The sequence below is a fragment of the Amylolactobacillus amylophilus DSM 20533 = JCM 1125 genome (assembly GCF_001936335.1).
Lineage (GTDB): Bacteria > Bacillota > Bacilli > Lactobacillales > Lactobacillaceae > Amylolactobacillus > Amylolactobacillus amylophilus.
This window is the reverse complement of record NZ_CP018888.1, coordinates 642,248-655,004: the sequence shown is the minus strand read 5'-3', so window position 1 is coordinate 655,004 and position 12,757 is coordinate 642,248. Positions and strand designations below refer to the sequence as shown.

The 12,757-nt window shown below is 45.7% G+C and carries 12 protein-coding genes and 2 pseudogenes; 9 read left to right on the top strand and 5 right to left on the bottom strand.

The window, feature by feature from the left end; translation table 11 throughout:
* From LA20533_RS03525 to LA20533_RS03510, 4 genes and pseudogenes are all read left to right on the top strand, one after another.
* Positions 1-450: a hypothetical protein gene (locus tag LA20533_RS03525; protein WP_054746406.1), complete on the top strand. Its 450-nt coding sequence runs from the start codon at positions 1-3 to the stop codon at positions 448-450.
* Between the two features lie 265 nt (positions 451-715).
* Positions 716-1,443, top strand: a pseudogene (locus LA20533_RS03520) (DUF554 domain-containing protein).
* Positions 1,444-1,531: 88 nt separating this feature from the next.
* Positions 1,532-2,170 carry an SDR family oxidoreductase gene (locus tag LA20533_RS03515; protein WP_054746405.1) on the top strand — a complete coding sequence of 213 codons (639 nt, stop codon included), beginning with the start codon at positions 1,532-1,534 and terminating at the stop codon, positions 2,168-2,170.
* 108 nt (positions 2,171-2,278) lie between these two features.
* Positions 2,279-2,656 carry a hypothetical protein gene (locus tag LA20533_RS03510; RefSeq protein ID WP_056945881.1) on the top strand — a complete coding sequence of 126 codons (378 nt, stop codon included), beginning with the start codon at positions 2,279-2,281 and terminating at the stop codon, positions 2,654-2,656.
* A 95-nt stretch (positions 2,657-2,751) separates the two neighbouring features.
* Here LA20533_RS03510 and pepF read toward each other — a convergent pair whose 3' ends face one another.
* Positions 2,752-4,566: an oligoendopeptidase F gene (pepF, locus tag LA20533_RS03505; RefSeq protein WP_056945882.1), complete on the bottom strand. Its 1,815-nt coding sequence runs from the start codon at positions 4,564-4,566 to the stop codon at positions 2,752-2,754.
* A 134-nt stretch (positions 4,567-4,700) separates the two neighbouring features.
* On the opposite strand from pepF, the gene LA20533_RS03500 reads away from it, so the two are divergent.
* Positions 4,701-5,669 carry a ribose-phosphate diphosphokinase gene (locus LA20533_RS03500; RefSeq protein ID WP_056945883.1) on the top strand — a complete coding sequence of 323 codons (969 nt, stop codon included), beginning with the start codon at positions 4,701-4,703 and terminating at the stop codon, positions 5,667-5,669.
* A gap of 417 nt (positions 5,670-6,086) precedes the next feature.
* Here LA20533_RS03500 and LA20533_RS08925 read toward each other — a convergent pair.
* Together LA20533_RS08925 and LA20533_RS03490 are read right to left on the bottom strand one after the other, a co-directional pair.
* Positions 6,087-6,215: pseudogene (locus LA20533_RS08925) on the bottom strand (galactokinase family protein); the annotation flags it as partial.
* A gap of 175 nt (positions 6,216-6,390) precedes the next feature.
* Entirely contained in the window at positions 6,391-7,023 is a 633-nt protein-coding gene (locus LA20533_RS03490) for an NAD(P)-dependent oxidoreductase (protein WP_054746403.1), read from the bottom strand.
* Positions 7,024-7,454: 431 nt separating this feature from the next.
* Here LA20533_RS03490 and LA20533_RS03485 point away from each other — a divergent pair, with 431 nt between their 5' ends.
* The 3 genes from LA20533_RS03485 (at position 7,455) to LA20533_RS03475 (ending at position 11,124) form a co-directional block, all read left to right on the top strand.
* Entirely contained in the window at positions 7,455-8,075 is a 621-nt protein-coding gene (locus tag LA20533_RS03485; protein WP_056945884.1) for a GntR family transcriptional regulator, read from the top strand.
* 80 nt (positions 8,076-8,155) lie between these two features.
* Positions 8,156-9,376 carry a quaternary amine ABC transporter ATP-binding protein gene (locus tag LA20533_RS03480; RefSeq protein ID WP_056945885.1) on the top strand — a complete coding sequence of 407 codons (1,221 nt, stop codon included), beginning with the start codon at positions 8,156-8,158 and terminating at the stop codon, positions 9,374-9,376.
* Complete coding sequence (locus LA20533_RS03475; protein ID WP_141322575.1) at positions 9,376-11,124, top strand: ABC transporter permease/substrate binding protein; 1,749 nt, start codon at positions 9,376-9,378, stop codon at positions 11,122-11,124. The genes LA20533_RS03480 and LA20533_RS03475 overlap by 1 nt, the downstream gene beginning before the upstream one ends.
* A 173-nt stretch (positions 11,125-11,297) precedes the next feature.
* Here the strand turns inward: LA20533_RS03475 and LA20533_RS03470 are convergent, their stop codons facing one another.
* Both LA20533_RS03470 and LA20533_RS08550 read right to left on the bottom strand, forming a co-directional pair.
* Positions 11,298-11,519, bottom strand: a complete 222-nt coding sequence (locus tag LA20533_RS03470) for a hypothetical protein (RefSeq protein WP_054746402.1) — start codon at positions 11,517-11,519, stop codon at positions 11,298-11,300.
* 256 nt (positions 11,520-11,775) lie between these two features.
* The gene (locus LA20533_RS08550; protein WP_141322581.1) at positions 11,776-11,898 is read right to left on the bottom strand and encodes a type I toxin-antitoxin system Fst family toxin; all 123 of its coding nucleotides are present in this window, start codon (positions 11,896-11,898) and stop codon (positions 11,776-11,778) included.
* Between the two features lie 171 nt (positions 11,899-12,069).
* Here LA20533_RS08550 and LA20533_RS03465 point away from each other — a divergent pair, with 171 nt between their 5' ends.
* Complete coding sequence (locus LA20533_RS03465; RefSeq protein WP_054746401.1) at positions 12,070-12,747, top strand: TetR/AcrR family transcriptional regulator; 678 nt, start codon at positions 12,070-12,072, stop codon at positions 12,745-12,747.
* The last annotated feature ends 10 nt before the right edge of the window (positions 12,748-12,757 follow it).

The following is a 12,757-nucleotide window of genomic DNA, read 5'->3' as shown; positions in this document are numbered from 1 at the left end:
ATGGTTGAAGAGATGGGTAAAGAGCAACGATTGAACCGAAAACGGAAGATAGCTTTGAGAATCATTGTGCCAGCTTTTATTGCAGTACTTGGTTTGTCATTATATTTGCTTTATCATAATACCGAAACCGTGAATCAAACAATTTCACCTGATCAATCAACCGTATTGACCGTTTCACAACATGCATCAGCACGATGGCACACTGCTAGCTGGAATGGCAGTTCACTTATCCGGCCATCATTACTCAAATCATCATATGTACTTACAAACGATGATGGAAGTCAGGGAGATATAGAAATACGCCTTGTCAATTTGAACGGTAAGACAGTACAAGCACCATTCATATTAAAAGCTGGAAAAAGCCACAAAGTAATTCTGACAAATCGAAATCAACAATTCAAACTACAATTCAAGGCAAGGTCAGGACAGTACATTATAAATTTACAATGAAAAAATGGAGCTTACCTGTGAGGGTAGGCTCCATTAGTATTTGAGAGTGGCACATCTGTGGCACGTTCCATCAGCGTATTATATCATGTTGGTATAACAAGGCGTCCTTAGAGGCGTGTTATATCGCAATTCTTTGTTTTAGTCGTCTGTTAAGATTATTTCCCGGGTAATAATCAGGAATAAAAAATTGGTGCAGAATTTAAAAATCTGGTAACATTGTTCAGTTGAATTTTTTTTAGGCAATATTGTTAGAGGGGGATTTATCATGCCAATAGGAATTATAATTAACGGTTTAGCCATCTTCTTGGATGGTGTAATTGGCACCTTTGGCGGTGAGAAAATGTCCGCAGAATTCAAGTCAGGTTTGAATCTGGTCTTCGGTGTCTGTTCCATGACGATGGGGATCTACTCAATTGCTCCAATGAAGAACATGTCGGCCGTAATCTTCGCGGTTATCATCGGTACCGCAATTGGCCTAATGATTCACCTAGGGGAAAGAATTAATCAGGGTGCCAAGTGGATGCAAAAGATGATTACGAAGATAATTCCAAACCGAGCGAGGGAATGAGTGAGCAGGAGTTTGATGCGACTTTAGTGACGGTAATCGTGTTGTTTTGTGCCAGTGGTACCGGAATCTACGGCTCTTTAACGGAGGGAATGAGCGGAGATGCTTCGATCCTGATTAGTAAGTCGATTCTCGATTTCTTCACGGCTGCGATTTTCGCTGCTAACCTAGGTTTCGTTGTCTCGATGATTGCCATTCCACAAGTCCTGATCTTTGTCCTACTCTATCTACTTGCGGGCGTTATCTACCCACTAACGACAGCAACGATGATCGCGGACTTTAAGGCTGCTGGTGGTGTGCTAATGCTTGCAACCGGCTTTCACATGGTTCAAATCAAGATGTTCCCGACTGCGGATATGATTCCGGCGATGATTGTCGTGATGCCGCTGAGCTGGTTGTGGATCAATTTCGTCCTACCAATTCTCTAATTTATGATAATAAATACTTGTATAGTTTTCGTAAATGTTCTATCCTGAAAGCAGTTACAAAAAGTAAGAAACTTTTGGAGGTAGGATAATGACAAATGTTTTGATTATTGGTGCTAATGGCAAGATTGCAAGAATCGCTGAACGGTTCATGATTGCGGACGAGAACGTGCAGGTTACCTTATTTCTGCGGCGGGCCGCGCGGCTAGACGGCTTAAAGGACCAGGTTAAGGCAATCATCGAGGGTGATGCCAGCAATGAACAGGAGTTGGCTCAGGCGATGGCGGGCCAAGATGTTGTCTATGCTAACTTGGCTGGCGAGAACATTGTTGCGCAGGCACAGGCTGTGCGGGTAGCGATGGAGCAGAGCGGGGTACAGCGGCTTATCTGGATTTCAACAATCGGAATTTATGATGAGGTACCTGGCAAATTTGGTGAATGGAACAAGAATATCTTGGGTGATTATATTACCAATTATCGGGCGGCGACCGACCAAATAGAGCAATCGGCGCTCGACTACACCATTATTCGTCCTGCGTGGTTGACCGACAAGGATGAGGTCGACTACGAGTTGACCCAAAAGGGTGAGGACTTTAAGGGGACGGAGGTTTCCCGCAAGAGTATCGCTGCACTGGTTTACCACCTGGTAATTAATCAGCAAGAGCACGTCCGTGAGTCCCTGGGTGTCAATAAACCGGGAACGGATGGTGATAAGCCCGCCTGGTACTAGTTCTCTCCTAATTAGACTGAATAAATGCTCAATTTAGTTCAGCATTTCCGTACTAAAAACTGTAGAATAGTAAATAGATAATATATCAAGTTTTGTGGGGGAATATTCATGGCTGAGAAGTTGAAAATTCAGGGAGTGAACGCTACTCTAACCGTTGATGAGGAGCACGTTCGTTTGGAGCGTAAGAAGGGGCCCAGTATTCTTGATTACCTGGGGAATCCCATCACCGAGATTGCGTATGTCGATTTAGCTAGAGTCGATTTACGCCGGCCAAACTTGTTTCAACCGGGCTACTTCCGGTTCGTCAAGAAGGGTGAGCACGTCCCCGAAGGGGTGGTTTCCGCTCGGAAGCTGACGTATAACCGACAGGCAATCATCCTTGATATGGCAGGCTCCACCAATGTACTGGATCTCGATAAGGTGAATGACTTTATCAACGAACGAATTAGGGCGAGTCAGCAGCAGGCGCCACAAGCAACAGACTAATCAATCGCCAAAAAAAACAGCAAATCACGCACTCACTTTACCCGGATTAGCTCCGGTGTGGTGTTTCTGGATTGCTGTTTTTTAGTAGGATAAATTTATTGGTTGATTTTGGCAGTGAGAGCAATAACTTCGTCAACTACCTCGCCGAGATAATTAATCGTATTCAGGAGCGGCTCATTCGTCCTAATATCGATGCCGAGTGTGGCAGCAGAGTCAACTGGATTCTTGCTTGCACCAAGCCCGAGGAACCGGAGCCAGCGGTTAACTGCCGGCTGCCCCTCATCTTTAATCTTTAAGAAGGCCTGCGTAGAGACGGTTAGGCTGGCAGAATAGGTGTAACTATATAGCCCCATGTAATAATGACTTTGGCGCATCCAAGTTAATTCTGCCCCCGGATTAAGTGTTAGTGCATCGCCGAAGAACTGGTGGAAGACTTGCGTTTTAATCTCATTCAACTTCGCAGCATCGAAATTCTGGCCGGCATCAATGAGCTGATAGACTTCGCGCTGGAAGGCAGCCTCCAGCAGATGGGTGATGAAGTTATGGAAGTATGTATTGTTTAACATTTTGGTGAGAGCGTAACGCTTCATCCGGTCATCCGTTGCATTTTGGACTAAGGAGTCGGTGAGCAAGAGCTCGTTAAAAGTAGATGGAGCCTCGACGATGTATGTCGAAGGTTCGAAGTCAAGTACCGGATGCTGCTTGGCTGTGAACATGAATTGTCCAGCATGGCCCATTTCGTGAATCAATGTGTAGACATCGGCCATCACGTTCTGCCAGGACATTAGAATGTACGGGTGGGCGTTATAAGCGTAGGTACAAAATCCGCCGGATGATTTACCCTTATTCTGGACGAAATCGACCCACCGTGCGGGGTACGCCTGCATAATCATGTTGACGTACTCATATCCTAGTGGTTGTAACGCTGTTTCAATGTATTTTTTGGATTCCTCGATGGACACGCTAGGTGCGAATTCAGGATCGAGGTCGATGAGACGATCGGCAAAGGTTAATTCAGATAAGCCACGTTCCTGCTGTAACAACTTTAGATATTTCTGCATAATGGGGCCAAACTTTGCAATAATTAGATCAATTTGGCGGTTGAACATTTCGCGGTCAACTTCTTGATCGTAGAGCAGATAGTCAATCACGGAGTCGAAACCGTGGAGGGTAGCTAGCTGCTTCGATGTAGTTACTTCATTCAGGTAGTTGGCTGCGGTCACGTTCTGGTGTCGTGCCAGTTCTTTTGAGAAAGCAGCAAAGGCAGCGCGCCGAACTGCTGGGTCCTCATGGTAGGCATAATAGTCTTCATACAGGCCAAAGGATAAGGGGTATTTCTGGCCATCAACCAGAAAATCATCGAAGTGCAGGTCGGCAGTCTGCATGGCCTCGTACGTATTCTCTGGGGCACTAAATGTCGGACCAAGTAGCGCTAGTGCATGTTCGACCTTCGGGTCGAGTGCTATCTGCTGGTAGTGTTTTAACTGCCGGAGAAAGCCGGTGAACTCAGGACTGGCCTCAACTAATTGCTGGAACGTTGAATCGTCCAGTTGCAATAAGGCATCTTCAAAGAACTGCAGGGACGCTCGCATGCTGACGTAGAATTGGCTCCCTTCGTAGGCGATTTGGGAGTTTTCGGCGTTCGTGAAGTCTGTCGAACTGAGTAGTGAGGAGTAGGTGATGAGCGTCTCCGCGGCTTCTGTCAGTGCGTTATAGTCTGCTAGTGCATTCTTTAGTTCTGGCACTGATAACTCGGGTTGCTTATACTTTTTAGCAAAGGCGACAACTTTTTGTTGTACCTGTGTTAGTTTTTGGTGAAAATCTGCATTGCTTCGCGCAAGGGGCGTGAGGTCCCAAGTGAGTTGTTGGTCCACTTCTGCACGGGTTAAAACCTGCTTGTCTTCTGGCATTTTCAATCTCCATTCATCTATTGCTAATATTGTAGCATTATGCATAGGAAAAAAAGCGATAATTTGCTATGATAGATGTGTTTATTACAACCTAATTGTAGGTATTGGGACAAGTGGGACATATAGGAGATAAGATGGGCAACACAAAACATAATATTAAACTGATTGGCTTGAATGGTAATCTGCCACTGGCAGAGAAGACGGCCGAGGTACTAGGATTTCCATTGATCAAGACCTCAATTAAGCACTTCAGTGATGGTGAGATTAACATTAACATCAACGAAACCGTCCGTGGTGACAACGTGTACGTGATTCAGTCGATTCAGGATCCGGTCAACGAGAATTTAATGGAACTTTTGATTATCATTGATGCACTGAGACGGGCATCGGCGCACAAAATCAACGTTGTCGTGCCATACATGGCGTATGCGCGTGCTGACAGAAAGACCAAGGCACGGGAGCCAATTACGGCGAAGCTCGTGGCCAACATGATTGAAGAGGCTGGGGCTGACCGAGTAATTGCGCTAGACCTTCACGCATCACAAATCCAAGGATTCTTTGATATTCCGGTGGATCATTTGCGGGCCGTTTCAATCTTGGCGAAGTATTTCTTGGACGAGGGAGTAAAGGACAACGTTGTGATTGTTTCACCTGATCACAGCGGTACCAACATGGCGCGGAAATTTGCAGAGTTCTTCGACGCACCAATTGCTATCGTGGATCAGCGTGGCTCCCATTATGACAATGCCGTACACGATATTATTGGCGATGTCACAGGTGCAACTGCAATCATCGTGGATGACATCATTGATACGGGTGTCCGCTTATCATATTCAACCAAGTCGCTGCTAAACGCCGGTGCAAAGCACGTCTACGCTGCTGCAACGCATGCATTACTATCAAAAAATGCAACAGATCTGCTAAATACGGAACCGATTGAACAAATCGTCGTGACGGACTCGATTATTCATGAGGATGGCCGGTACCCGAATAATATGGTACGTCTATCGGTTGACCACTTACTCGCTGCAGCGATTCAACATATCTATGAGAACAAGTCACTGCACGATATCTTCGATGACCAGCAGAATTTGAAATTATAAATTATGACGATGTGAAGTTGTTGGGAATAAAGTTTCCGGCAACTTTTTTTTGCTCGCGGACTTTATGTAACTTTATGTTTTGTTTTTATATAAAAGTATGTAAAACGAGAGTGTAGAAAGGAGGAGGTAAGGTGGTATAAATTGCGGCAATGCAAGTATTGAAATTGTTAAAACAAGAGGGCTTTCATGAAATAAAGGACAGAACTAGGGGAGATCACCTTTGATGAAGATATTTAAGCCGGAATCGAATGTGGCACCTGTTTGTTGTTGAACAAACAAGAACATGCCTTTTGCGTAATTGGTCCAGGAATCGCTAACGTTGTAGTCAAGGTTGGTCAGTTGGACGCTGATTTCACCTTGATCTGGGTAGTTGGCTGAGAAGAAGTGAAGCTCGCGATCGTTTCTTCTGCCGACTGCTGCGTACGTACCTAATGAGATTGCGGCTGGGAAAACGTGGCCACCATTATAGTCCGTGTGCTCGCCGATAAGGTTAATGCGTCCGGGTGAGAAGAAGTAGTTGCTTGGTTCAATGCCGAAATGTTCAATGAATCCTGTTTCTAGTTCTTAAATCTCCATCTTAATCACCATTTCTGAATTGTTAATTTACGTTCAGTATAGCAAAAAAGAAAGCGGTTTACACCGCTTAATATAATAAATATTGAATTTTAACTAGCTGATCCGATAGTACTCAGAAGCTAACCATTGTCTGGTGCATTCTTTTTTATTTGCTGACAACTGTAAATCTCTGATTCAGGTGCTTTGGATTCTCAATCTCGTCCAGCATCGCCACCGCATATTCCGCCATTGTGATCTCACTCTGTCCTGATGAGGGTGAGTTTAGCAAAACTTCAGCGCCAGCAATGTAGCCGTGGGATTTATCAGTTGAGTGAATGAAGTTTGCCGATGGGGAGATGTAGGTCCAGGAAAGGTTCGTCGTCTTCTTTAATGCGTTTAGGCCGTCATCCATGTTTTTGGAGGTAGGAAAGACAACTTTGGGGAAGCCGGGCATTTGATAGAGCTTCGTTTGCTTGCTCTCGTCGGTATAGAGAGTCCCCGCGCCACCAACGATGTACAGGCGTAAATCGGTCCCGCGCAGAATCGAAATGAGATGCTCAATCGAAGTTTTGTGCTGTTCTTCTGCGCCGCGTGGTGCACTGAAGGCATCCACAACGACGTCAAAATTGATTAGATCCGCAGTTTTAAGATCGTAGAGATCTTTCTTGATAAAGTGAATGTCGTACTGCAAATTTTCCGGGTGGCGGACGATTGCCGTAACTTCGTGTCTGCGATCTAGTGCTTCTGCCGCGACCAATGAGCCCACGTGCCCCGTTGCACCAATTATTGCTATTTTCATGATAAATGCCTCATTTCTTGAGTTTTAAGTCTGAACTTGTTTCCTCAATTTTATCATGGTGTATCTGATTTAGTATGTGATAAGACTCGAAGTGACAACTGTTAAACTTGCCGGTTGTCACTTTCTGCACTATAATATCTAAATTGTGTGATGGAAGCTGAATGGTTACCGTCATTAACTGTGTTCCGGTAAACAACTTTTTGCGTCTAGCTAACCATCCTTGCCTCACTGTGTGAGACTTTGTCAGGTTTCGCTAGTACTCAAGAGTTACCCGTTTACCGTCACTACTTTGTGCACAACTTTTAACTGTGTTCCAAACGGCAACTTCCTGCGTCTTACTTGCCACTTACAGCGTTGCGCGCTTTAGTACCATCGTAAGTACTCAGAAGCTAACCGCCTTTTGTCACAACTTGTTTATAATTGAGGGAAATATGACTGAGAAAATCCAGTTTGTTCAACCAAAATATCAGCAAATCGCTTTAGAATTGGCCAAGCGAATCAGCGATGGGCGTTATGCCGAGGGTGAGAAACTCCACGCGCGCTCAACCATTGCTACCAATTTCCACGTGTCACCGGAAACTGCCAGGAAAGCCATTATCGTCCTCGGCGACATTGGCGTCGTGACCGTTAAACACGGTTCCGGCTTTTTTGTGGCGTCTTCAGCGAAGGCAAAGGAGTTTATCGAGCAATACCAAGACGTCGAATCGATTGAGAATGTGAAACGGGAGATTCACGAAAGTGCGAAGCGCCAGCAGGCTGAATCCCAGCACTTTTTGGGCCTCTTGAACAGCCTGGTCGAGCAGACACAGCGTTATAACGAAGATAATAAGTTACAGCCATACGAGGTCGTGGTCAAGGAGGGCTTTGCTGCGAGCACCGTCAGTGACCTCAATTTCTGGCATAATACCGGGGCCACCATCGTCGCCATTAAGCACCAGAATAAGATGATTGTCTCGCCCGGACCGCTCGCCGTGATCGAGCCCGGTGATTTTGTTTACGTAGTCGGTGACGAGCTTGCCTACCAACGCGTTGCAAACTTTTTGACTGCCTAAGCTGCAGTCTTTTTATTTGACAAAAGTGACTATACATGTTTTTATTGAGTGGTCAGTTTTTTTAAAAAAGGGGGAATTCGATGGCAGTCGTTGAAGTTAAAAGTTTAACAAAAATCTTCGGTAAAAAAGTTAAGTCTGCTCTCAAAATGGTTCGTGAAAATAAGAGTAAAAATGAAATATTAAAGGCTACCGGCGCAACCGTCGGGGTCTATGACGTGAATTTCAGTGTGGAACCGGGTGAAATCTTCGTGATTATGGGCCTCTCGGGTTCCGGTAAATCAACGTTGATTCGCCTAATCAACCGGCTCATTGAGCCTACTGCGGGTAGTATTACCGTGGCCGGCCACGACGTCAGCAAGGCGGATAAGGAAACTCTGCGTAAAATGCGGCGCGAGAACATGAGCATGGTCTTCCAAAGCTTTGGTCTATTACCAAACAGAACCGTGCTCGAGAATACGGAGTACGGACTTGAACTGCGGGGTGTCGATCCGGCAACGAGAAGGCAGCGGGCAGAGGAAGCGCTAGATAACCTGCACCTATTGGAATTCAAGGATCAACTTCCAAGCCAGCTCTCTGGTGGGATGCAACAACGTGTGGGCTTGGCGCGTGCACTTGCTAATAATCCCGATATCTTGTTAATGGATGAGGCCTTTTCGGCACTCGATCCGTTGATTAGAAAAGAGATGCAGGATGAGTTACTTGGTCTGCAAGAGAAACTCAAGAAGACCATTATCTTTATTACGCATGATTTGAATGAGGCACTTCACCTTGGCGACCGCATTGCGGTCATGAAGGACGGCCAAATTCAACAAATTGGTACCGGTGAAGAATTACTCACCAATCCGGCCAATGATTACGTGAAACACTTCCTAAGTGACGTGGATTCATCACGTGTACTGACGGCAGAGAATATTATGGAGCCGGCAGTGACCGTTAACATCGACCGTGAGGGGCCCAACATGGCCTTGCACCGGATGCGTGAGGAACGGATATCGATGGTAGTGGCCATCGATAACCAACATAAGCTGCAGGGAGTCATCTCAGCGGATGCCGCCAGAAGCGCCCGGCTGAATAACTTACCGCTACGTAAGGTGTTGGATGTTAACATGCCAACTATCGATAAAGAAACAACAGTTAACGACATTTTTAACGTGATTTACGATGCTCATACACCAGTGGCGGTCACCGATAATGGCCGCCTGCTTGGGGTAGTTATTCGAGGTCGCGTGATTGAAACACTAGCTGATGAAGATGCACCATCATCAGAAACAAATGATGTACAGACACAGGAGGTGAAATAATGTTGTTCAATAATTTAATGTTACTCGCCAAACTGCCCGTTGCGGATTGGATGGAGAACTTCACCACTTGGATGACTAATACCTTTGCCGGGCTGTTCGCGGCGATTCAATCGGGTGGTCAGGCCACAATGGATGGTCTCACCGACTTTCTCCTCTTTATTAATCCGTGGGTCTGGATTATAGGAATTACGATTCTCGCCTTTATCATCTCGACGAGACGTATTGGTATCACATTGTTCAGCTTCTTTGGCCTCTTGTTCATTTATAACCAGGGGCTCTGGAGCGACCTGATGAACACATTCACGCTGGTACTCTTGGCCAGCCTGGTCTCGATTATTATTGGCGTTCCCTTAGGTATTTGGGCAGCTAAAAGCAATCGGGCTCAATCCGTCATCAAGCCGATTCTGGACTTCATGCAGACGATGCCTGCCTTTGTTTACCTTATTCCGGCAGTCGCCTTCTTCGGTATTGGTGTGGTTCCGGGTGTGTTCTCATCCGTGATTTTCGCCTTACCGCCAACCGTGCGGATGACGAACCTAGGTATTAGGGGTGTCAGCACGGAATTGATTGAGGCAGCTGATTCATTTGGTTCAACGGCTTGGCAGAAGCTCATCAAGGTTGAGTTGCCAATGGCGAAAAACACTATTTTGGCCGGGGTCAACCAGACGTTAATGCTGGCCTTGTCGATGGTTGTTACAGCCTCGATGATCGGTGCCCCAGGACTAGGGCGTGGCGTATTATCGGCGCTCCAAAGAGCACAAGTTGGTAATGGCTTCGTTAACGGGTTGGCATTGGTCATCCTGGCGATTATCATTGACCGATTCACACAATATGCAAACGAACGCCTGTCACTTGCGAGCGTGATGAGTGAGCAACAGAAGAAACGGCGCAAGCAGATTCGGTGGATCACGGTCGGTGCTGCGGTTTTGGCCTTGATTGGTGTGGGCGTAGCGCAGGCAGCAACGAAAGGCAATACGAAGGCGCAGGAAACGGTCAATTTATCCTACGTGCAGTGGGACTCAGAAGTTGCATCAACGAATGTGGTCGGTGAGGTTTTGCGCCAGATGGGCTACGACGTTAAGCTAACGGCACTAGATAATGCCGTGATGTGGCAGAGTGTGGGCAGCGGTGAGAGCGACGGAATGGTCTCGGCTTGGTTGCCTGTGACCCACAAGGAGCAATACGATAAGTATAAGAGTAAGGTGCAGGACCTTGGTGTGAACCTGAAGGGCGTTAAGGTTGGCTTGGTTGTTCCTTCCTATATGAAGGTCGACTCGATTTCTGACTTGACGAACGAGGCTGGCAAAACCGTGACGGGCATTGAGCCGGGTGCGGGTGTTGTTAGTGCAGCGCAATCTACAGTGAAGGACTACGATAATCTTGCCGGCTGGCAGGTTAGCACCTCATCTACTGGGGCGATGACTGTTGCCCTTGGGAAGGCAATCAAGGAGCATAAGCCACTTGTGGTTACCGGTTGGTCGCCCCACTGGATGTTCAGTAAGTATGATTTGAAGTACTTGAAGGATCCAAAGGGCACGATGGGTAAGTCTGAGGCAATTCATACTATTGTCCGTCAGGGACTGAAGGACGACATGCCGGAGGTCTACAAAGTGCTGGATAATTTCCACTGGACCCAAAAGGACATGGAAGAAGTCATGCTGGAAATTAACGGTGGTGCAAGTCCACGTAAGGCGGCTCAGAACTGGATTAAGAGTCACAAAGATGAAGTTGCTGAGTGGCAGAAATAATATTTAACAAGTTAAGAAAAGACTAGCCGATGAGGTATACCCCAAAAGTTACTTTAACTTTCGGGGTACAGGTCAGATTTTGGCTAGTCTTTTTAACTGGTATGTGGTAGAAGGAGGAAGTTTAATTATGGTTGAAACGGTGGACTAGGTCGACATATCCCTTGGGGGAGCTACTAGATATCATCCAGCGAATCCCATTTTGTGTCCGATGTGATGAGCAAATCTCTAAACCCTTGCCAAGCAGACGCATTCTTAAAAATATTGGCTCGTTCTGGTTTGAGAACATATGAACTTTCACCTTGCATTATGTTAAATTTTTCGTCCACTTTAGGAGCAATTTCTTGTGGAAATATTATACCCCCCGAGTTACCTATTTTTCTTGCTGCGGTTTCCATTCATTCAACCCCGTTCATAGATTAAACCAAATATAACATCGCTTTCAAATAATATAGTATATTGTCAGTAAAGAAGTTTTGCGAGATTGGATGGTGAGATTTGATAGCTCTTTGCCGCAATCCGTGTTACAATAATTTTGCGACAAATGCAAAAGTCTAGCAGCAAAACACAATAGCCACTTTCCGGCGAGGGAAAGTGGCTATTTTTTTCACCTAAAGCGACGTTTTAGGTGTGTGGGTCAGTGGTAACTGCTAGTTACCGCCGGTCATCTAACCAATGATCGACTAGTACGATTACCAGTCCCACAAAAAGTGGGGCGATAACTGAAATGCAAAAATCATCTACGGCAAAACACCTCCCTCCGGAGGCAGTTACCATTCGCAAGTATATAACATATGTAGGTTTCGATATTTACTTGTAAAAATAAAATATTTGTGCGTTGAATTAATGATTAAAAAGCTTACCAAAATCATAAACTTCCTTAGCTATACAAATATATTTGAATTTGATATAGTATAGGTAATCATATACTTTTAGAGGAGGTAGCTGATGCCACGGAAGAAGAATATGGAGCGGCGGAAGACAATCTTAAACAGCGCGTTTACCCTGATGCGCCAAGCTGGCTTAGAGGGTGTTTCGCTGCAGATGATTGCTAAAGAGTCTGGAATCTCGAAATCCCTCTTACAATCGTACTATCCACATAAAACAAGACTTACAAATGATATCTTACATAACCTAATGTCGACCATTCTGGGAAAGCTGAACGAGAATGGCATTGCGATGACGAATGAATACACGGCGACGATGGTCTTCATCAACACGGTGTTGGAACTTGGTTCAAGGGATGCAGGGCTGTATAATGTCATTAACAGTATCTTCGGCGACCCAGAGACAATCGACCGTTGGGTGCAGCTGATTATGCTCTGGCTGAAGGACGAGGGACTAAAGGACGCCTTCGGTGAGGATAAAGATGTCCGCATCGGCTTAACGTACATGATTGCTGGTGGTGGAAACCTGTATTCGAAAAGAACTGAATTGGGCTTATCGGCAGAGCAGATTGCCTACATTATGGTCTCAAGTTTTCTGATTACTTTCTTGAACTTCGATAAAGAGCAAGTCGAGAAGACGATGGTTGATGCGCGTGAGTTAATTGGCCGAACGGATATTGAGGAAGTTCATCAAGCGCTTGATCACATGTTTGATGATGATGCAGTGATTAATTCCTAACTAATAAATA

Coding starts and splice junctions, on each gene's coding strand:
- LA20533_RS03525 (WP_054746406.1), top strand. CDS start 1: ATGGTTGAAGAGATGGGTAAAGAGCAACGATTGAACCGAAAACGGAAG.
- LA20533_RS03515 (WP_054746405.1), top strand. CDS start 1,532: ATGACAAATGTTTTGATTATTGGTGCTAATGGCAAGATTGCAAGAATC.
- LA20533_RS03510 (WP_056945881.1), top strand. CDS start 2,279: ATGGCTGAGAAGTTGAAAATTCAGGGAGTGAACGCTACTCTAACCGTT.
- pepF (WP_056945882.1), bottom strand. CDS start 4,566: ATGCCAGAAGACAAGCAGGTTTTAACCCGTGCAGAAGTGGACCAACAA.
- LA20533_RS03500 (WP_056945883.1), top strand. CDS start 4,701: ATGGGCAACACAAAACATAATATTAAACTGATTGGCTTGAATGGTAAT.
- LA20533_RS03490 (WP_054746403.1), bottom strand. CDS start 7,023: ATGAAAATAGCAATAATTGGTGCAACGGGGCACGTGGGCTCATTGGTC.
- LA20533_RS03485 (WP_056945884.1), top strand. CDS start 7,455: ATGACTGAGAAAATCCAGTTTGTTCAACCAAAATATCAGCAAATCGCT.
- LA20533_RS03480 (WP_056945885.1), top strand. CDS start 8,156: ATGGCAGTCGTTGAAGTTAAAAGTTTAACAAAAATCTTCGGTAAAAAA.
- LA20533_RS03475 (WP_141322575.1), top strand. CDS start 9,376: ATGTTGTTCAATAATTTAATGTTACTCGCCAAACTGCCCGTTGCGGAT.
- LA20533_RS03470 (WP_054746402.1), bottom strand. CDS start 11,519: ATGGAAACCGCAGCAAGAAAAATAGGTAACTCGGGGGGTATAATATTT.
- LA20533_RS08550 (WP_141322581.1), bottom strand. CDS start 11,898: ATGGTAACTGCCTCCGGAGGGAGGTGTTTTGCCGTAGATGATTTTTGC.
- LA20533_RS03465 (WP_054746401.1), top strand. CDS start 12,070: ATGCCACGGAAGAAGAATATGGAGCGGCGGAAGACAATCTTAAACAGC.